Source organism: Actinomadura rayongensis (genome assembly GCF_009831215.1).
GTDB classification, from domain to species: domain Bacteria; phylum Actinomycetota; class Actinomycetes; order Streptosporangiales; family Streptosporangiaceae; genus Spirillospora; species Spirillospora rayongensis.
In genome coordinates, this window is the sequence record NZ_WUTW01000001.1 from 1370875 (window position 1) to 1390546 (window position 19672).

Genomic DNA, 19672 nt, shown 5'->3' on the forward strand with positions numbered 1-19672 from the left:
CGCCTACGATCGGGACATGCGCTTTCTCAAGGGCCACGGGACCGAGAACGACTTCGTCATCCTGCCCGACCCGGACGGCGAGCTGGAGCTGACGCCGTCGTTCGTCGCCCGGCTGTGCGACCGCCGGGCGGGGATCGGGGCGGACGGCGTGCTGCGCGCCGTCCGGGCGAAGGCCGATCCCGAGGCCGCCGGCCAGGACGCCGAGTGGTTCATGGACTACCGCAACGGCGACGGCAGCGTCGCGGAGATGTGCGGCAACGGCGTCCGGGTGTTCGCGCGGTACCTGGTCGACGCGGGCCTGGCCGAGCCCGGCGAGTGGAACGTCGCGACGCGCTCGGGCCCGCGCCCCGTGGCGCTCGGCGCGGACGGCGACGTCCGCGTGGACATGGGCGTCCCCGACTATTTCGGGACGAGCGTCGCGACCCTCGGCGACCGGGAGTTCCCGGGCGTCAGCGTGTCGGTCGGCAACCCGCACCTGGCGTGCCGCGTGGACGAGCCCGTCGCCGTCCTGGACCTCGGCACGGCCCCGGGCTTCGACCCGGCCGTCTACCCGCACGGCGTGAACGTGGAGTTCTTCCGCCCGGTCGGCGACCACCACGTCGAGATGCGCGTCCACGAGCGCGGGGCGGGCGAGACGCGGTCCTGCGGCACCGGGACGGTCGCGGTCGCGGTCGCGGCGGCGCTCGGGCTTGCGGGCGCCGAACCGGTCCCGCCGGGCCGCTGGACGGTCGACGTCCCCGGCGGCCGGGTGACCGTCACGCTGACCGGGGAGACGGCCTTTCTCGCAGGTCCGGCGGTTCTCGTGGCCGAGGGCGAGGTCGATCCGGCGGCCCTGTCCACCAGCTGAGACGGAGGTCCCGGCAGAGACGGGACCTCGGTCCCTCCGCCCCGGGACCCGGACCGCGTAACTTCATTCGTGCACACCCTCTGGTGGAAGGCCCCCGGAACACGGGATGGGAGCCCCGGGTTCCGGCGGAGCCGAGGGTCGGTGGCGACCTTCTTGGCGGGGGGCGGCCACCGACCCTCCTGCCACCGGCGGGAGGGTCCGGTCAGCCCGCGAGGGGAAGGCCGCTGAGCGGGAGCCGCGCGCTGACGAGCGTGCCGCCGCCGGGAGCGGGCCCGATCGTGCAGGAGCCGCCGAGTTCGGCCGCGCGCTCGCGCATCGAGGACATGCCCACCCCGGCGCGGGAGCGGCCGTGGACGCCGACGCCGTCGTCGCCCACCGAGACGTGCAGGTCGCCGTTGAGGCTCAGCCGGACGACCGCCTTGTCCGCCTTGGCGTGCCGGTAGACGTTGGTCAGAGCCTCCTGGACGATCCGGTACGCCGCCACCTCGGCCGCGGCGGGGAGCCGGTCGAGGTCGCCGTCCACCTGGACGTCCACGCGCGGGCCGTCGCCGGTCGAGACGACGCCGCCGAGCGCGCGGATCGCCCCGGCGAGGCCGAGGTCGTCCAGCGCGGGCGGGCGCAGGCCGTAGACGAGGTCGCGGATGTCGCCGATCGCCTGGCCCATCGTGGTGCGCAGGTCCTCCAGCAGCCCGTCGGCGGCGTCGGGATCGGTGCGCAGCGTGATGCGGGCGGCGTCCACGGTCATCGCGATGCTGGCGAGGGTGGGGCCGAGGCCGTCGTGCAGGTCGCGGCGCAGCCGCCGCCGCTCCTCCTCGCGGGTGCGCAGGATGCGCTCGCGGGAGCGCTGGACGTCGATGGCGAGCCGGGTCGCGCTGGCCAGTTCGGCGAGGTTGCGGGCGAGGACGGCCGCGATGCGCGGATCGTTGCGCCGCGTCACGCCGACGACGAGCCGCCCGACCGGCTCGCTGTGCCAGACCAGCGGCACCGACTGGGCGCGCTCGCCGGGATCGCCGCAGGTCACCGAGACCGTGTGCCCGTCGCGGTCCACGACCTCCAGCAGGACGCCGGTCGCGTGCAGGGCCTCCTTGACGGTCGTCGCGGCGGTGGCGAGCGCGGCGCGCGGGTCGGAGATGCTCTGCAGCCGCCGGTTGAGCCGGTCGGCGATGCGGTAGGGGTCGCGTTCGCCGTGCATGAGCCGGTCCACGGCGCGCTGGAGCCGCCGCCGGGCGGGCTCGAACACCGCGCCCGCCGCGATCGCGCCGACCAGGCCCGCGACGGGCAGGTGGTCGGCGGCGACGTGGCTGGCGACGGCGACCAGCGCGAAGTAGACGCCGGTGATCACGGCGACGAGGCCGGCGTAGACGAGCGTCCGGCTGAAGACGAGGTCGATGTCGTACAGCCGGTACCGGGTGATGGCGATGGCGATGCACAGCGGTACGGCCGCGATGACGAAGTCGCGCGTCGCGTCCCCGATCGGGACGGCCTCGCCGATGAACGTGATGCCCTGCGCGAAGACGCCGGGGTAGATCACCCAGGCGATCTGCCGCCGCACGTCCGGGGTGGACCGGACGAACCGGATGCCGAGCGCGAGGAAGCCGAGCGCGAGCGGCCCGAGGATCGCCGCGCTGATGAGGAACGGCAGGTCCTGGAACGGGTAGACCCAGACGCCGTGGTCGTACTGCCGGACGCCCGGGTGGACGGTCAGGTGGACGCAGACGATCACCGGGACCGCGCAGGCCACGGCGAGGACGGGCCGGAACCAGCGGGAGACGAGCCGTCCGTCGGGGAAGATCAGCGGCAGGACGAGCGTGAGCGCGTAGGTGTCGAGCGCCCACAGCCAGGTGCTCACCCAGTGGACGAACCCGGCGCCGGGGACGTGGTGCTCGGCCAGGAACGGCGCGAGGTTCAGCAGCAGCACGTAGATCGCGGCGCACAGGCCCGAGCCGAGCATGAGCCAGCCCACGCGCAGGTTCGGCCGGTGGCGCAGCAGGACCGCCGCGACGGGCGTCCAGAACACCGCGACGACGATCTCCGGATGCCACCACACGAGCCGTCGCGGGTCCTCGACCCAGTGGCCGAGGACGAGCGCCGCCGCGACGGCGCCGACGGCTGCGGCGGCGATGACCCGGGCCGCGCGTGCGGCCCTCGATCGGTCGACCACGGTGCCCATGCGCGCTCCCCGAAAGAAAAAAGTAAATGAATCGTAAAGCTTGCAGCCGGGTGCCGTGGTCGTCGCGGGCGTCCGCCCTTGGACAGGACAGCGTGATGTGGCGTACGGGACGGGGTCAGCCGCGTGCGGCGCGGAGGTCGGGACGCACCAGCGCGCCGACGCCCGTCGCCAGCTCGTCCGGCGTGATGTCGCCGAGAACGACCGTCTGGAGCAGGAATCCGGGCATCAGCCCGAACATCGCCTTGCCGACCGCGACGTGATCGGTTCCGGGCGGCAGCGCGCCGGTTTCGGCCAGCCGCGCGGCGTAGCCGATCCACAGGTCGCGGATCATCGCCATCGTCTCCCGGACGTGGTCGCCGAGCCCGGGGTCCGACAGCGCGAGCGCCCACGCCTGCGGGGCGAGGCACAGCGGCCCTCCGTCGCGCGCCAGCTCGGCGATGCGCGGCGCGACGGCGGCGATGACCTCGGGGAACGGCGCGGGCGGGTCCTGGGTGATGAGCGGGCCGAGCGTGGCGTTCATCGCGGCGCTGGCCTCGGCGGTGATGGCCTTGATCAGCTCGTCCTTGCTCGGGAAGTAGCGGTAGACCGCCCCGGCGGACAGGCCCGACTCGGCGAAGATGTCCTGCATCGACGTCTCGTGCAGGCCCTTGCGCAGGAAGCAGGCCAGCGCGGCGTCCAGGATCTGGCGCCGGCGGCGTTCGCGGTGCGCGGCGCTGACCTTGGGCATGAGCGGAATGTAGAACGAGCGTCCGTTTCTTGACAAGCCGATCCGGCCGGTGTCACGCTTGCGACGGTAAAGAGAAGGAACGTTCGCTTTTTTGGAGTGGCCATGCAGTCCTCCCCGGTCGTGCGGGCCGTCGGTGTCGGCCTCCTCGGCGCCGTCCTGCAGATCGTCATGGTGATCGCGTTCGCCTGGCCCGCCGCGCGCACCGCCCCGCGCGACGTCCCGCTCGTCGCCGCCGGGCCGGGCGCCGCCGCCGTCGCGCAGCGGCTGGAACGCGAGCGGCCCGGCGCGTTCGACGTCACGACCGTCCGGGACGAGGCCGCCGCCCGCGCCGCGCTGACCGGCCGCGACGCCTACGGAGCGCTCGTCACCGGGCCGTCCGGCGTGCGGGTGCTCGTCGCGTCCGGCGCGTCGCCCGTCGTGGCGCAGCAGCTCGCCCAGATCGCGCAGGGCGCGCCCGCGCACGTCGAAGACCTCGCGCCGCTTCCGGCGAGCGACCCGCGCGGCGCGGGGTTCAGCGCGCTCGTCCTGCCGCTCGTCATGTCGGGCATCGGGGCCTCGGTCCTGTTCACCTTCCTGCTGCGGTCGGCCGCGTGGCGCGCGGCCGGGGTCGCGGTGTTCGCGGTCGCCGGAGGGCTCGGCTCGATCGCGCTCGCGCAGGGCTGGCTCGGCGTGCTGCCCGGGTCGTACGCGCCGGTCGCGGCCTGCACCGTCCTCGCGGTCGCCGCCGTCGCGGGCACGATCACGGGCCTGGCGTCCCTCGGCCGCGCCGGGCTCGGCGTCGGCGCGCTGACGTTCCTGCTGCTCGGCAACCCGCTGTCCGGCGCGGCGTCGGCGCCCGAGCTGCTGCCCGCGCCGTGGGGCGCGATCGGCCAGTGGCTGCCGCCCGGCGCGGCCGTCACGCTGCTGCGCTCGGTCGCGTTCTTCGACGGGAGCGGCGCGGGCCGTCCGCTCGCGATCCTCGCGGGCTGGACGGTCGCGGGACTGCTCCTGCTCGCCGCCGGGGCCGTGCGGGTCGGCAGGCGCCGCGTTCCCGTCGCCGAGCGCTCGCCCGTCCTCGCGGTCTGACGGGCACGGCGCGCGGCCGGACGGGACGGTCTTTACGCAGTCCAGCGATCCACCCCATCATTCCGTGACCAGGCGGTAGCATTTCGTTACCGTCCTGTGGGTGAAGGGGAGGGATGGGGAGCTTTCTGCTGCGCCGGCTCGCGGGGCACACGGTGCTGGCCCTCGTGGCCGTGAGCCTCGCCTACCTGCTCGCGGCGGCGGCGCTGCACCCGTGCGAGCCGCCCGCGCCGCCGCCGGCCGCCGCGTCCGCCGGCGCGTGCCGGAGCGCCGGGGAACCGCTCGCCGGGCGCTACCGCGCGTGGGCGACCGGCGTGCTGCACGGCGACTTCGGCCGGACGCTGGACGGCGAGCCCGTCGCGGGCGAGCTGTGGCGGCGCCTGTGGGTCAGCGCGCGGCTCCTGCTCGCCGGGACCGTCCTCGGCTGCGCGGGCGGCGTCCTGCTCGGCGTGTACGCGGCGGTCCGCCGCGACGCCGCGCCCGACCGGATCATCACCGCCGGGACGTTCCTGCTGCTCGCCGTGCCGGTGTTCGTCCTCGCCGTGCTCGCGCAGATCGCCGCCGCGGAACTGGACGAGGCCACCGGCGTCCGGGTCGTCGCGTGGGCCGGGGAGCCCGGCGGGACGTTCGGCGCCCTCGGCCGCGCCGCCGACGGCCTGCGCCACCTCGCGCTTCCCACCGCCGTCGTCGCGCTGTCGCAGCTCGCGGTGTACTGCCGCTACCAGCGCGGGGTGACGCTGGACGTCCTCGGCGCCGACCACGTCCGCACCGCCCGCGCCAAGGGGCTGCGCCGCCGGGACGCGCTGCTGCGCCACGGCCTGCGCGCGGCGCTCGTCCCGATGACCACCTACTTCGCCTACACGGCGGGCCTCGCGCTGCTCACCGGCGTGTTCACCGAGCAGGTCTTCGGCTGGCACGGGCTCGGCGAGTGGGTCGTCGCGGCGATCGTGCGCGGGGACGTCAACGTCGTCGCCGCCGCCAACTGCGTCGCGGCGGTCGCGGTGGTCCTCGCGGGCCTGGCGTCCGACGCGGCGCGCTGCCTGCTCGACCCCCGGGTCCGGACTCCGGCGCCGTGACCCGCCGCCTGCCGGGCAACCGCCGCACGACGGCCGGGGCCGTGCTGCTGACCGCGCTGTTCCTCGCCGCGTTCCTCGGCCCGCTCGTCGCGCCGTGGGACGGCGAGCGCATCGACTACGCGGCGTTCCGCGCGCCGCCGTCGGCCGCGCACTGGCTCGGCACCACGCAGAGCGGACGCGACGTCCTCGCGCTCACGCTCCAGGGCATGCGCACGTCGCTGCTCGTCGGGCTGCTCGTCGCCGTGCTGTCCACCGGGTTCGCCGCCGCCGTCGGGATGACCGCCGGGGTGCTCGGCGGCTGGGCGGACCGGCTGCTCATGTTCGGCGCGGACCTGCTGCTCGTCCTGCCGTCGTTCCTCGCCGTCGCGGCGCTGGCGCCGTCGCTCGGCGGCGGGCCGGGGCTGGTGCCGCTCATCGCCGCATTCCTGTGGATGATCACCGCGCGGATGGTGCGGGCGATGACGCTGTCGCTGAACCGGCGCGACTATGTGCGCGCCGCGCGGTACCTCGGCGTCGGGCCCGTCCGGGTGGTCGTCCGGCACATCCTGCCGCACCTGGCGTCGCTGCTGATCGTGGACGCGGCGCTGAACGTCAGCCTCGCGATCCTCACCGAGAGCGGCCTGGCCTACCTCGGGTTCGGCGCGCAGCCGCCGGACGTCTCGCTCGGCACGCTCATCGCCGACGCCCGCGCCGCCGCGCCCGTCTACCCGTGGCTGTTCGCGGCGGCGGCCGGGCCGCTCGTGCTGATCGTCCTCGCCGTCAACCTGCTCGGCGACGGCCTGCGCGACGCCCTGGACCCCGCGATCGCGAGGTGCTCGTGAGCGTCCTCGTCGTCCGGGACCTGCACGTCACCTACCCGCCGGACCTGCCCGCCGTCCGGGGGCTCGACCTGACCGTGGCGGGCGGCGAGATCGTCGGCGTCGTCGGCGAGTCCGGGTCGGGCAAGTCGGCGCTCGCGCTCGCCGTCCTCGGCCTGCTGCCGCCGGGCGCGCGGGTGCGCGGGTCGGTGCGGCTGCGCGGCGCGGAACTGCTCGGCCGGTCCGACGCGGAACTGGCGCGGGTGCGGGGCCGCGACCTCGCGATGGTGTTCCAGAACCCGCTGTCGGCGCTCACGCCCGCGCACCCGGTCGGCGACCAGATCGCCGAGACGATCCGGCTGCACGCGGGTGCGACCCGCCGCGCCGCCCGCACCCGCGCCGTCGAACTGCTCGACCTCGTCGGGATCCCGGACGCGCCGCGCAGCGCCCGCGCGTACCCGCACGAGTTCTCCGGCGGGATGCGGCAGCGCGTGATGATCGCGATGGCCGTCGCCAACGACCCGGTCGCGATCGTCGCCGACGAGCCGACGACCGCGCTCGACGTGACCGTCCAGGCCCAGATCCTCGGCCTGCTGCGCGCCGCGCGGGACGCCACCGGCGCCGCGATCGTCCTCATCACCCACGACCTCGGCGTCGTCGCCGAGGTCGCCGACCGCGTCGTCGTGCTGTACGCGGGACGCGAGGCCGAGTCCGGGCCGGTCCGCGACGTGTACCGGCGCCCCCGGATGCCGTACACGATCGGGCTGCTCGGGTCGCTGCCGCGCCTGGACGGCGCCCGCCGGCCCGCGCCGATCCCCGGCGCCCCGCCGCCCGCCGGGGGACCGCCCGCGCCGTGCGCGTTCCGGCCGCGCTGCCCGGTCGGCGGCCCGGCCTGCGACGTCGCGCCGCCCGAGCCGGTGCTCGTCGGCGTCGGGCACCGTGTGGCCTGCGCGGACCCGGCCGCGACGCTCGACCCGTCCCGGGTGTTCCCGCCCGCTCCGGCCGCGCCGCCGCGTCCGCCGGGCGACCGGCGCCCGCCGGTGCTGCGCGTGACGGGGCTCGTCCGGCACTTCCCGCCGCGCCGGACCCGGCCGCGCGGCCGGCCCGTCCGGGCGGTGGACGGCGTCACGCTGGAGGTCCGCGCGGGCGAGACGCTGGGGCTCGTCGGCGAGTCCGGCTGCGGCAAGACGACCGTGCTCATGGAGATCCTGCGGCTGGACCGGCCGCAGCACGGGCGGATCACCGTCCTCGGCCGCGACACCGCGACCCTGACGGCGTCGCACCGCCGGGCGCTGCGCCGCGATCTGCAGGTCGTGTTCCAGGACCCGCTGTCGTCCCTGGACCCCCGGATGCGCGTCCGCGCGATCCTGGCCCAGCCGTTGCGGACCCACCGCGTCGCGCGGGCCGCCGTGCCGGGACGCGTCGCCGAGCTGCTGGACCTCGTCGGGCTGGAGCCCGCGCTCGCGGACCGGTATCCGGGCGCGCTGTCGTCGGGCCAGCGGCAGCGGGTCGCGATCGCCCGCGCGCTCGCGCTGGAGCCCCGGCTCGTGCTGCTGGACGAGCCCGTCGCGTCGCTGGACGTGTCCGTCCAGGCCCAGATCATGGACCTGCTCCAGGACCTCCAGGCCCGGCTCGGCCTCGCGTACGTGTTCGTGTCGCACGACCTCGCGGTGGTGCGCCGCATGGCCGACCGGGTGGCCGTCATGTACAACGGGCGGATCGTGGAGCAGGGCGCGGTCGGCGCGGTGTACGGATCCCCGGCGCACCCGTACACGCGGGCGCTGCTGGACGCGGTGCCGGTGCCCGACCCGTCCGCGCGGGACCGGGCCGACGGACGGCAGCGGACGCTGCGCGGCGATCCGCCCGACCCGTCCGCTCCCGTCGCGGGCTGCCGGTTCCGTCCGCGCTGCCCGGCGTTCCCGGCGCTGGACGCCGCGACGCGGCGGCGGTGCGAGCGGGAGGAACCGCCGGCCCTGCCCGTCGTCCCCGGAACGGACCAGGACGCGGCCTGCCACCGCGTGCCCCGGTGAGGGCCCGGACCCTCCTGGCCGTCGCTCCGCTGCTGGTCGCCCCGCCCGGCGGCTGCGGGGAGGCCGCCGGGCCGCCGCCCGTCCCGCCGCCGGCCGACGTCAACCCGGCCCCGCGCGCCGAGGTCCGGACGGGCGGGACGCTGCGCTGGCCGCTGCCGGAGTTCCCGGTCCAGTGGAACGTGAACCACGCCGACGGGAGCCGGAGCGCGGTCGGGACGGTCGTCCGGGCCGTCCTGCCGGTGCTGATGCGCGCCGACGCCCGCGCGGTCGCGCATCCGGTGCCGGAGTACCTGCTGTCGGCGCGCGTGACGCGGCTGCGTCCCCGGCAGGTCGTGACGTACCGGCTGAATCCGGCGGCGCGCTGGTCCGACGGCCGCAGGCTCGGCGTCGCCGACTTCGCCGCGCAGGCCCGCGCGCTGTCGGGCGCCGACCCGCGCTTCCGCGTCGCGACCGTCACCGGGTACCGGCAGATCGCGCGGGTCGAGGCGGGGACGGCGCCCGGCGAGGTGCGCGTCGTGTTCGCCCGCCCGTACGCCGACTGGCGCGGCCTGTTCAGCCCGCTCTACCCGGCGTCGCGGACGGCGGCGCCCGACGCGTTCAACCGGGCCTGGACGAACCGGATCCCCGTCACCGCCGGGCCGTTCCGCGTCGCGCGGATCGACCGGATGCAGCAGACCGTGACGCTCGTCCGCGACTCCGCCTGGTGGGGCCGCCCCGCCCGGCTCGACCGGATCGTGTTCCGCGCGCTGGACGGCGCCGCGCTGCCCGGCGCGTTCGCCGCCGACGAGATCGACCTGATCGACGTCGGGACGGACGCGGCGGCGCTGCGGCGCGCCGCGGCGGCGCCGAGCGCGGCGGTGCGGCGGGCGGCCGGGCCGGACTGGCGGCACCTGACGCTGAACGCGGCCCGTCCGGCGTTGGCGGACGTCCGGGTGCGGCGCGCGGTGTTCGCCGCCCTCGACCGCACCGCGCTCGTGCGGGCCGACCTCGCGGGGCTGGACTGGCCCGTCCGCCCGCTCGGGAACCACTTCGTCGTGCCCGGCCGTCCCGGCTACCGCGACAACGCGCCGCCCTACGACCCGGCCGCCGCGCGCCGCCTGCTCGACGCGGCGGGCTGGCGCCTCCACGGCCGCCACCGGACGCGCGGCGGACGGACGCTCGTGCTGCGGTTCGTCCTCCCGGCGGGCGTGCCCGGCGCCAAGCCGGAGGCCGAGCTGACGCGGGCGATGCTGCGGAACGTCGGGATCGGAGTCGACGTCCGGATCGTCCCCGTGGCCGATCTGTTCGACCGGTACGTGGCGCCGGGCGCGTTCGACATCGTCCCGTTCACCTGGCTCGGGACGGCGTTCCCCGCCTCGGCGCTGCGCTCGGCGTTCGCGCGTCCGTCCGGCGGCGGCCTGCTCCAGAACTACGCCCGGCACGGCACCGCCGCCATCGACCGGGCGATGGACCGCGCGGCCTCAGCCGCCGGAGACCCGCGCCGCGCCCGCGCGCTCCTCGACAAGGCCGACCGGCTGCTGTGGCGCGAGGCGACCGTGCTGCCGCTCTACCAGCGCCCGCAGATCGTCGTGGTGCGGCGCGGCCTGGCCAACCTCGGCGCGAACGGCTTCTCCGAGCCCGCCTACGAGGACATCGGCTTCACGCGTCCCTAGGGGAAGTCGAGCGGGACGCCCTTGCGGTCGCTGGTGTAGCGGGCGTTCCAGACGTACAGCCGGATCTCGTCCGGGCGCAGGCCGGGGCGGACGGGCAGGTCGGTCGCGATCCGCACGACGTAGGAGGCGCCGGCGGGGATCATCGTGTCGCCGTCCTCGGCGTGCGGGGCCGGGGCGTCGCCGAGCCGCGCGGTGACCGCGCTGTGGTTCGGGAGCGTGCACATCGACGTGGGGATGCCCGGCTGCGGCATGCAGCGGGAGCGGTACCGCGCGTCCACCTGCGAGCGCGGCAGGAACAGGTCGGCGGGGTAGTCCAGCAGGACGGGACGGCGCTGGGTGTTGGTGAGCACGTACTCGGCGTAGGCGTAGCGCGCGCCCCGGGCGGCCTTCTCTGCGGTCTTCGGCGGCGTCGCGGTGACGCCCGCGCGCGCCGCGCCGAGCGCGTAGCCGTAGCCCTCGGGGGTGTTGAAGGTCTGCGCCGGGCCCGTGCGGGGCCTGCGCGCCGCCGGGAGGCCGCCGGGTCCCGAGCCCTGCCCGGCGAGCGAGGGGGGCGGGGACGTCGCCGGGCCCGCGTCGTCGCCCGGCCGCAGCCAGACGATCGCGCCCGCGACCGCCGCGATGCCGACGACGCCGGTGACCGCGCCGGCGAGGCCGAGGCGTCCGGCGCCGCCGCCCTGCTTGCGACGGCGGTGGGAACTGCGGGGGCCGGGGGTGGTCGGCGTGGGCATGGTGGTTCCCGTGCTCCCTCAACTGGCGTCCGGAACAGGGCTGGACACGATACCGGAAGTACGGATCGGTGGGCCAAGTGCTGCTATGTGATAAATACGGCGGCGATTCTTCGTGTCCAGGGATGAAAGCGCCGGTCAGTCGGCCAGGGCGCGGGCGAGCGCCAGAACATCGGACACGATGAGGTCGACGCCTGCGGGCGGGTCGACGGGACGCGCGTCCGGTCCCCACTCGTACGGCCGCGGGAGGTAGGCGGTGCGGAATGCCGTCCCGGCCGCCGCTTCGAGGTCGTCGGGGTGGCAGGCCGTCAGCAGGATCCGGCGCGGCTCGACGTCCAGGAGTTCGGCGGCCCGGCGGTAGACGCGCGGGTCGGGCTTGAACGTCCCGGCCAGCTCCGCCGACAGCACGCAGTCGAACCGCAGGCCCGCGCGCTTGGCCAGGCGCGTGAGCAGGCCGACGCCGCCGTTGGACAGCGTGCCGGTGACGAGCCGTCCCGCGTGCAGCCGCTCCAGGCCGGGCGCGGCGTCGGGCCATGGACGCAGCCGGTGCCAGGCCCGGACGAGCCCGGCGCGGTCGGCGTCGCCGAAGCCGGTCACGCCGTGGTCGGCGAGCGCCGCGTCCAGCGTGAACCGGTGCAGGGCGTCGGTGGAGCGCAGCGACAGGTCCCCGGCGAGCGCCCGGTGGATCGCGGGCCGGTAGTGCCGCCGCCACGCGGTCGTGACGGCGGGCCAGTCGGCGTCGATCCCGGCGGCGGCCCCGGCGTCGGCGAGTTCGCCGCTCACGCTCGTCCACCAGTCGGTCAGCGTGCCGAAGACGTCGAACAGGACGACGTCGATCTCCTTCGGTTCCACGTGCGCCCTTTCAGAGCAGCGCCGCGCGGCCGAGACCGCGCAGCGACGCGTCCAGCACCTGCGCGGTGTGCGCGACGGCGATGTCGGTGCCCTGGCGGCGCAGCGCGGTCGCGATCTGCAGCGAGCAGCCGGGGTTGGCGGCGACGAGCAGTTCCGCGCCGGTCGCGCGGACCGTCCCGGCCTTGCGGTCGCCGAGCTGCGCGGCGGCCTCGGGCTGGAACAGGTTGTAGGTCCCGGCCGAGCCGCAGCAGACGTCCGGGTCGGCGATCTCCCGGACGGTCAGCTCCGGGATCCCCGCGAGCAGCCGCCGGGGCTGGCTCCGGATCCGCTGCGCGTGGGACAGGTGGCACGCGTCGTGGTAGGCGACGGTCGCGGGAACCGGGTGGCGTTCGGCGCGCGGGCCGAGTTCGTCCACGAACTCGGCGAAGTCGCGGGTCTTGGCCGCGACCGCCGCCGCGCGCCGCGCCCACGCCGGGTCGTCGGCCAGGACGTCCGCGTACTCCTTCATGGACGACCCGCAGCCCGCCGCGTTCACGACGACGACGTCCACGGACTCGAACGTCTCGATCGTCGCGCGGGCGAACGCGGCGGCCTCCTCGGCGCGTCCGGAATGCAGCGACAGCGCGCCGCAGCAGCCCTGGTCGCGCGGGATGACGACGTCGCAGCCCTCCAGCGCGAGCACGCGCGCGGTCGCCGCGTTGACGCCCGGGAAGAACTCGCCCTGCACGCAGCCGGTGAGCATCCCGACGGTCGCGCGCCGACCGCCGCGCGCCGCGACGCGCTCGGGCAGCCGGGGCGCCGGGCCGAGCGGCGGCGCGAGCCGTTCCATCGCGGCCAGCGTCGGCGAGATCCGCTCCAGCACGCCGCTGCGGCGCACCAGCGCGGGCAGCCCCGACCGCTGGTAGAGGCGCAGCGGCCCGCGCACGGCCCGCAGCCGCCGCCGGTACGGGAACAGCCGGAACACCGCCTCGCGCAGGACGCGCTCGCGCAGCGGCCTCGGGTGCTCGTCCTCCACCTCGGCGCGCGTCGTCTCGATGAGCCGGTCGTACTGGACGCCGGACGGGCACGCCGTCACGCACGCCATGCACCCGAGGCACTGGTCGAAGTGCTGCACCATCGGCGCGAGCGGCGCGCCCTCCTCGCGCTGCGCCATGAGATGGATGCGCCCGCGCGGGGAGTCCATCTCCTCGCCCCACAGCACGTACGTGGGACACGTCGGGAGGCAGAATCCGCAGTGGACGCAGTCGCCCAGCAGGTTCTGCCTATCGCGCGGCGTCTCGGCGACCATCAGATTCCTCCCGCGAAACGCCCCGGCGACAACCGGTGCTCCGGATCGAACTGGTCCTTGACGCGCCGCATCAGCGCGAGCGCCGGGACGGGGCCCCAGACGTCCACGGCGGCGCGGACGTCCTCGGGCGCGAACCGCACGACGGCCCCGCCGATGCTCCGCAGTGCCGCCAGAACTTCCGCGACGCGTTCGGGCGGGGTTCCGGCGGGCAGCGCGGCCCAGCCGTGGCCGCTCGCCGACCAGGTCAGCGCGGCGGTCGCCGCGTGCGGGCCGGTGAGCAGGTCCTTCAGCGACGCGGGCGGGACGGACGTCTCGATCAGCGCGGAGCCGTCCGGGTACGCGCCCCAGCCGTCCGGGGCCTGTTCCGCGACCGTCCCGCCGATCAGGGACGCGACGCGGTCGGAGCGCGCGGGCAGCGCCTCGGCGACGCCCTCCAGCAGGACGTCCACGCGGTGCCCCGCGCCGGGCGCCGTCGCGCACTCGATCGCCGCCGCGTCGGCCTGACTGTGCAGCACCGCGTGGACGGCGTCGTAAGCCTCCGCCGCGCTCCCGTAGGTCTGGGAGACGAACGCACGCGCGGGGGGCAGCGGGTGCAGCCGGAACGTCGCGGACACGATGAGGCCGAGGGTGCCGAACGAGCCCGCGAACAACCGTCCGAGGTCGTAGCCCGCGACGTTCTTCACGACCTTCCCGCCCGAGCGCGCGACCGTCCCGTCCGCCCGGACGATCGTCAGCCCGATGACGAGATCGCGCGGCGTCCCGTAGCGCAGGCGCAGCGGCCCGGCGGCGCCCGCCGCGACCGTCCCGCCGACCGTGCTCCCCGGCGGACCGTCGAGCGCGAGCCGCTGGCCGTGCGCGCCGAGCGCCGCGTTCAGGTCGTCCAGCGGCACCCCGGCCTCGGCCGTCGCGACCAGGTCGCCCGCCGCGTGCTCCACGATCCGGTCGAGGCGCCGCGTGTCCACGAGCAGGTCGCAGCGCGTCGGCGGCGGACCCCAGTCCAGGCGGGTCTCGCCGCCGCGCGCGACCATGGCGAGTCCGTGTCCGGCCGCCGCGCGCAGCAGCGCCGACGCCTCCTCGACCGTCGCGGGGGCGGCGACGTACCGGGGGGCGACCCCGAGCACGCCCTCTTCGGGCTCGGCGGGGCGGACGTCGGCGCACGCCCCGGCCAGCGCGTCCAGCGCGTCCATCAGAACAGCTCCGCCTTCCCCTCGGCGACCAGCGGATGCGGTCCCTTGCGCACGCCCGGGACCTCCCCGCACAGCCGGGGCGTCGGGAACACCTTCCCGGGGTTGCACAGGCCCGTCGGGTCGAAGCCGCACCGGACCATCTGCATCGTGTCCAGGTCCTCGGCGGTGAACATGCGCGGCATGTAGCGGGCCTTGTCCACGCCCACGCCGTGCTCGCCGGTGATCGACCCGCCGTGCTCGACGCACAGGTCGAGGATCGCGCCGGACACCTCTTCCGCGCGCTCGGCGGCGCCCTCTTCGGCGTCGTCGAACAGGACGAGCGGGTGCAGGTTGCCGTCGCCCGCGTGGAACACGTTCGCGACGCGCACGCCCGACGCCGCCGACAGCGCGTCGATCCGCGCGAGCACGCCGGGCAGCGCGGTGCGCGGGATCACGCCGTCCTGGACGAGGTAGGCGGGGCTGATCCGGCCGACGGCGGCGAACGCGGACTTGCGGCCCGTCCAGATCAGCGCGCGCTCGGCGTCGTCGGCCGCGACCCGGACCTCGAACGCGCCCGCGTCCCGGCACAGCCGCTCGACCTGGTCGAACTGGTGGGCGACCTCGCCGTCCGGGCCGTCCAGCTCCACGATCAGCACGGCCCCGGCGCCCGCGGGATAGCCGCAGCCGACGGCGGCCTCGGCGGCCTCGATCGCGAGCGCGTCCATCATCTCGATCGCGGCGGGCACCACGCCCGCGCCGATGATCGCCGACACGGCCGTCCCGCCGGACTCGATGGAGTCGAACGCGGCCAGCAGCGTCCGGACGGTCTCGGGCACCCGCGTCAGCCTGACCGTGATCTTGGTGGTGATGCCCAGCGTGCCCTCGGCGCCGACGAACACGCCGAGCAGGTCGTAGCCGGGCCCCTCGCCGAGCTTCACGATCTCGCCGTCCGGCGTGACGACCTCGCACGCCGTCACGTGGTGCGCGGTGAACCCGTACTTCAGGCAGTGCGCCCCGCCCGAGTTCTCCGCGACGTTTCCGCCGACGGAGCAGATCTGCTGGCTGGACGGGTCCGGCGCGAAGTAGTACCCGTGCGGCCGGACGGCCTTCGACACGTCCAGGTTGATCACGCCGGGCTCGACCACCGCGCGCTGGTTCGGGATGTCGATCTCCAGGATGCGGCGCATCCGGGACGTCACGATCAGGACGCCGTCGGTGCGGGGGAGCGCGCCGCCCGACAGGCCCGTCCCCGACCCGCGCGCCACGTACGGCACGCCCTCGGCCGCGCACGCCCGCACGACCGCCGCCACCTGGTCCGCCGACTCCGGTAGAACCACCAGGCCCGGCGCCGCCCGGTGGGTCGTCAGTCCGTCGCACTCATACGTGCGCAGCCGCACCGGATCGCCGATCACGGCGTCCGGGCCGAGGAGCGCCGCGCACCGCGCGGCCAGCCGATCCAGCGAAGTGCTCATGCTCGCCTTCCGGGGGGCTTGCGGGCGCCCGGCCGCCCGCGACGGGGCGGCCGGGCGGCCGGGTGCGGCTCGGCGTTACGGGAACCGCACGTACGCCGGCGTCGTGAGGAACTCGGAGTACTCGTCGGCGAGCGTGACCTCCTTGAACAGCGCCACCGCCTGGTTGTAGCGCGGCTCGTTGAACGCGTCGCCCAGCTCGGCGCGGATCTTGGCCAGCTCCTCGTCGAGGATCTGCTCCACCCACTCCTTGGTGATCTTCTGGCCCTCGGCGGTCGCGACGCCGTTGTAGATCCACTGCCAGACCTGCGAGCGGGAGATCTCGGCGGTCGCCGCGTCCTCCATCAGGTTGTGGATCGCGACGGCGCCCGCGCCGTCCAGCCAGGTGGCCAGGTAGCGCAGCGCCACGTCGACGTTGCCGCGCAGGCCCGCCTCGGTGATGTCGCCCGGCGTGGCCTTGATGTTCAGCAGGTCGGCCGCCGAGACCTTGACGTCCTCGCGGAGCCGGTCGCGCTGGTTCGGCTTGTCGCCGAGGACGCCGTCGAACACCTCGCGGCAGACCGGGACGAGGTCGGGGTGCGCGACCCACGAACCGTCGAAGCCGTCGCCCGACTCGCGCGTCTTGTCCGCCCGGACCTTCTCCAGCGCGACCTTGTTCACCTCGGCGTCCTTGCGGGACGGGATGAACGCCGCCATGCCGCCGATCGCGTGCGCGCCGCGCTTGTGGCAGGTGCGGACCAGCAGCTCGGTGTAGGCGCGCATGAACGGCGCCGTCATCGTGATCGCGTTCCGCTCCGGCAGGACGAAGTCCGCGCCCCGGTCCCGGAACTTCTTGATGACCGAGAACAGGTAGTCCCAGCGGCCCGCGTTCAGGCCCGCCGAGTGGTCGCGCAGCTCGTAGAGGATCTCCTCCATCTCGAACGCGGCCGGGATCGTCTCGATGAGGACGGTCGCGCGGATCGTGCCGCGCGGGATCTCCAGCTCGTCCTGCGCCAGGTTGAAGACGTCGTTCCAGAGGCGCGCCTCCAGGTGGCTCTCCATCTTCGGCAGGTAGAAGTACGGACCCTTGCCCTTGGCGAGCTGGCGGCGCGCGCAGTGGAAGAAGTAGAGCGCGAAGTCGAACAGCGACCCGGAGATCGGCTCGCCGTCCACCAGGACGTGCTTCTCCTCCATGTGCCAGCCGCGCGGCCGGACGACGATCGTCGCCAGCTCCTCGTCGGCCTTGAGCGCGTAGGACTTGCCCGACTTCGGGTCGGTGAAGTCGATCGTGCGGTCGAGGGCGTCGCGCAGGCTGAGCTGGCCCTCGATCATGTTGTTCCAGAGCGGGGTGTTGGCGTCCTCGAAGTCGGCCAGCCAGACCTTCGCGCCGGAGTTGAGCGCGTTGATCGTCATCTTGCGGTCGGTGGGACCGGTGATCTCGACGCGCCGGTCCTCCAGGCCCGGGCCGGGCTCGTTCACGCGCCAGGAGTCGTCGGCGCGGACCGCGGCGGTGTCGGGCAGGAAGTCCAGCGTGCCGCCCGCCGACAGGCGCTCCTGCCGCTCGGCGCGCGCCTTCAGGAGTTCCTTGCGGCGGGCGCCGAACTCGCGGTGGAGGACGGCGACCAGGTCGAGCGCCTCGGGGGTGAGGATCTCGTCGTAGCGCTCCCCGAGGGGGCCGGTGACCTCAAGCCCGTCGCGTGCAGCCATCTGCCTGCCCTTTCGTATCGCGAAATTCCACTTCTGTTATGTGGAGAACGGTACTCGGGGCGGTGCGGCGGGGTCAAAGGCCCCCATCCGTCCGGGACCTCCCCGCACGTCCGGCCGCTAATCGGATGGCCCGGCGTCACCCCCGCGTGAGACCATCCGGGGGAAGAGACAGCCGCCCCGCGGCGTTACCAGAGGACATATGACTCAGACTTTCAACGAAGACCTCGAGCCCCTGACCGGCGAGCTGGACCTGGAGGACCGCCGCGCACTGCGCCGCGTCGCCGGGCTCTCCACCGAACTGACCGACGTCACCGAGGTCGAGTACCGGTCCCTGCGGCTGGAGCGCGTCGTCCTCGTCGGCGTCTGGACCGAGGGCACCGCCGAGCAGGCCGAGAACTCGCTGCGCGAACTGGCCCTGCTCGCCGAGACCGCCGGCTCGGAGGTCCTGGAGGGCCTCGTCCAGCGCCGCACCCGGCCCGACCCCGCCACCTACATCGGCTCCGGCAAGGCCGCCGAACTGCGCGACGTCGTCATCGCCACCGGCGCCGACACCGTCATCTGCGACGGCGAACTGGCCCCCGGCCAGCTCCGCCACCTGGAGGACGTCGTCCAGGTCAAGGTCATCGACCGGACCGCCCTCATCCTCGACATCTTCGCCCAGCACGCCAAGAGCCGCGAGGGCAAGGCGCAGGTCGAGCTGGCGCAGCTCGACTACCTGCTCCCGCGCCTGCGCGGCTGGGGCGGCAACCTGTCGCGCCAGGTCGGCGGACGCGCGGCGGGCGGCGTCGGCATCGGCGGTCGCGGCCCCGGTGAGACCAAGATCGAGCTGGACCGGCGGCGCATCCGCACCCGCATGGCCAAGCTGCGCCGCGAGATCGCCGAGATGTCCAAGTCCCGCGACACCAAGCGCGGCGAGCGGCGGCGCAACGCCGTCCCGGCCGTCGCGATCGCCGGGTACACCAACGCGGGCAAGTCGTCCCTGCTCAACCGGCTCACCGGCGCCGGGGTCCTGGTGGAGGACGCGCTGTTCGCCACCCTCGACCCGACCGTCCGGCGCGCCGAGACCGAGAGCGGACGGGCCTACACGCTCGCCGACACCGTCGGGTTCGTCCGGCACCTGCCGCACCAGCTCGTCGAGGCGTTCCGCTCGACGCTGGAGGAGGTCACCGACGCCGGGCTCGTCCTGCACGTCGTGGACGGCTCCGACCCCGAGCCCGAGGCGCAGCTCGACGCCGTCCGGGAGGTGTTCCGCGAGATCGGCGCGGACCGGCTGCCCGAACTCGTCGTCGTCAACAAGGCCGACGCCGCCGACGACCTGACGATCGCGCGGCTGCGGCGGCGCGAGCCGGGCTGCGTCGTCGTGTCCGCGCGGACCGGAGCGGGCATCGCGGAGCTGCGCGCCGCGATCGAGGAGAACCTGCCGGGCCTCGAACACGAGATGCACGTGCTCGTGCCGTACGGGCGCGGCGACCTCGTCGCGCGCGTCCACGAGCGCGGTGAGGTCCACTCGGCCGAGCACCTCGCCGAGGGGACCGCGCTGCACGCGCGCGTCCCGGCCGCCCTCGCGGCCGAACTGGCGCCCTACGAGGCGCTCGCCGCGACCTGACCCGCGGACGGAACGGCCCGGCCCGGTTTTTCCCCGAGCCGGGCCTGTTTCCGATCGGTGACATCTTCCCGATTCCGCTTGACCCCGCGACGGCCCTCCGTAAGGTGAACAACGGATTCCGCACGGTCGTCGTGGTGGTCACCTCACCCGTTCGCGGCCGGTGCCCTCCGTCCCACCGGGCGGGGCGGCCCGTGATGAGGAAGGTAGCCCGTGAAGGTCACGCCGCGTCGCCGGTTCCGGCACCCTTCCTCGCGGCGCGCGCGGTCCTCCGGGCCGGGAACCCGCGCTCTCGCGCGGTCGTTCTCCGGCCAGAGGTTGTCGGCCAGGCCCTCAGTACACTACCGTGACGAAACCGATATCTACGGTCTCGTTGCTCGTGGTGGTCGGCCGACCACCCGTCCCTCCAGTGGTGGTTCGCCGGCACCCAGTCGGCGCTCCGGATCGAGAGCAGGTGGCCCTCTCATGGCAGGTCCAGGATCGAGAGCGGGCGGCGTCCTCCACCTCCCGCCGGTCACGTCC

General features: G+C 75.2%; 15 protein-coding genes. 7 read left to right on the forward strand and 8 right to left on the reverse strand.

Features of this window, described 5'->3' with window-relative positions:
• Positions 1-16 precede the first annotated feature (16 nt).
• Positions 17-847: a diaminopimelate epimerase gene (gene dapF, locus GQ466_RS06430; RefSeq protein WP_161101793.1), complete on the forward strand. Its 831-nt coding sequence runs from the start codon at positions 17-19 to the stop codon at positions 845-847.
• A 202-nt stretch (positions 848-1049) separates the two neighbouring features.
• Here the strand turns inward: dapF and GQ466_RS06435 are convergent, their stop codons facing one another.
• Together GQ466_RS06435 and GQ466_RS06440 are read right to left on the reverse strand one after the other, a co-directional pair.
• Positions 1050-3017, reverse strand: a complete 1968-nt coding sequence (locus GQ466_RS06435) for a sensor histidine kinase (protein ID WP_161101794.1) — start codon at positions 3015-3017, stop codon at positions 1050-1052.
• A gap of 115 nt (positions 3018-3132) precedes the next feature.
• The gene (locus GQ466_RS06440) at positions 3133-3744 is read right to left on the reverse strand and encodes a TetR/AcrR family transcriptional regulator (RefSeq protein WP_161101795.1); all 612 of its coding nucleotides are present in this window, start codon (positions 3742-3744) and stop codon (positions 3133-3135) included.
• 102 nt (positions 3745-3846) lie between these two features.
• Between GQ466_RS06440 and GQ466_RS06445 the strand changes: the two genes are divergently transcribed.
• The 5 genes from GQ466_RS06445 to GQ466_RS06465 all read left to right on the forward strand — a co-directional run bounded on the left by GQ466_RS06445 (position 3847) and on the right by GQ466_RS06465 (position 10361).
• Positions 3847-4809 carry a hypothetical protein gene (locus GQ466_RS06445; RefSeq protein WP_161101796.1) on the forward strand — a complete coding sequence of 321 codons (963 nt, stop codon included), beginning with the start codon at positions 3847-3849 and terminating at the stop codon, positions 4807-4809.
• Between the two features lie 113 nt (positions 4810-4922).
• The gene (locus tag GQ466_RS06450) at positions 4923-5882 is read left to right on the forward strand and encodes an ABC transporter permease (protein ID WP_161101797.1); all 960 of its coding nucleotides are present in this window, start codon (positions 4923-4925) and stop codon (positions 5880-5882) included.
• Positions 5879-6703: an ABC transporter permease subunit gene (locus GQ466_RS06455; RefSeq protein ID WP_161101798.1), complete on the forward strand. Its 825-nt coding sequence runs from the start codon at positions 5879-5881 to the stop codon at positions 6701-6703. Before GQ466_RS06450 ends, GQ466_RS06455 begins: the two co-directional genes overlap by 4 nt.
• A complete protein-coding gene (locus GQ466_RS06460; protein ID WP_161101799.1) occupies positions 6700-8709 on the forward strand; it encodes a dipeptide ABC transporter ATP-binding protein in 2010 nt (669 codons plus the stop codon). Before GQ466_RS06455 ends, GQ466_RS06460 begins: the two co-directional genes overlap by 4 nt.
• On the forward strand, positions 8706-10361 hold the full coding sequence (locus GQ466_RS06465; protein ID WP_161101800.1) for an ABC transporter substrate-binding protein: 1656 nt from the start codon (positions 8706-8708) through the stop codon (positions 10359-10361). Before GQ466_RS06460 ends, GQ466_RS06465 begins: the two co-directional genes overlap by 4 nt.
• Here GQ466_RS06465 and GQ466_RS06470 read toward each other — a convergent pair.
• From GQ466_RS06470 to aceB, 6 genes are all read right to left on the reverse strand, one after another.
• Positions 10358-11089 carry a hypothetical protein gene (locus GQ466_RS06470; RefSeq protein ID WP_161101801.1) on the reverse strand — a complete coding sequence of 244 codons (732 nt, stop codon included), beginning with the start codon at positions 11087-11089 and terminating at the stop codon, positions 10358-10360. The two genes, GQ466_RS06465 and GQ466_RS06470, sit on opposite strands and share 4 nt — an antisense overlap.
• A gap of 135 nt (positions 11090-11224) precedes the next feature.
• The gene (locus GQ466_RS06475; protein ID WP_337193342.1) at positions 11225-11938 is read right to left on the reverse strand and encodes a haloacid dehalogenase type II; all 714 of its coding nucleotides are present in this window, start codon (positions 11936-11938) and stop codon (positions 11225-11227) included.
• A 10-nt stretch (positions 11939-11948) separates the two neighbouring features.
• On the reverse strand, positions 11949-13226 hold the full coding sequence (locus GQ466_RS06480; RefSeq protein WP_161101802.1) for a (Fe-S)-binding protein: 1278 nt from the start codon (positions 13224-13226) through the stop codon (positions 11949-11951).
• The gene (locus GQ466_RS06485) at positions 13226-14413 is read right to left on the reverse strand and encodes an FAD-binding oxidoreductase (RefSeq protein WP_161101803.1); all 1188 of its coding nucleotides are present in this window, start codon (positions 14411-14413) and stop codon (positions 13226-13228) included. Before GQ466_RS06485 ends, GQ466_RS06480 begins: the two co-directional genes overlap by 1 nt.
• Positions 14413-15864 carry an FAD-linked oxidase C-terminal domain-containing protein gene (locus GQ466_RS06490; protein ID WP_161101804.1) on the reverse strand — a complete coding sequence of 484 codons (1452 nt, stop codon included), beginning with the start codon at positions 15862-15864 and terminating at the stop codon, positions 14413-14415. The genes GQ466_RS06485 and GQ466_RS06490 overlap by 1 nt, the downstream gene beginning before the upstream one ends.
• Before the next feature lie 75 nt (positions 15865-15939).
• Positions 15940-17547, reverse strand: coding sequence for a malate synthase A (gene aceB, locus GQ466_RS06495; RefSeq protein ID WP_161101805.1), 1608 nt, complete (start codon positions 17545-17547; stop codon positions 15940-15942).
• 199 nt (positions 17548-17746) lie between these two features.
• Between aceB and hflX the strand changes: the two genes are divergently transcribed.
• Entirely contained in the window at positions 17747-19153 is a 1407-nt protein-coding gene (hflX, locus tag GQ466_RS06500; protein WP_161101806.1) for a GTPase HflX, read from the forward strand.
• Positions 19154-19672 lie beyond the last annotated feature (519 nt).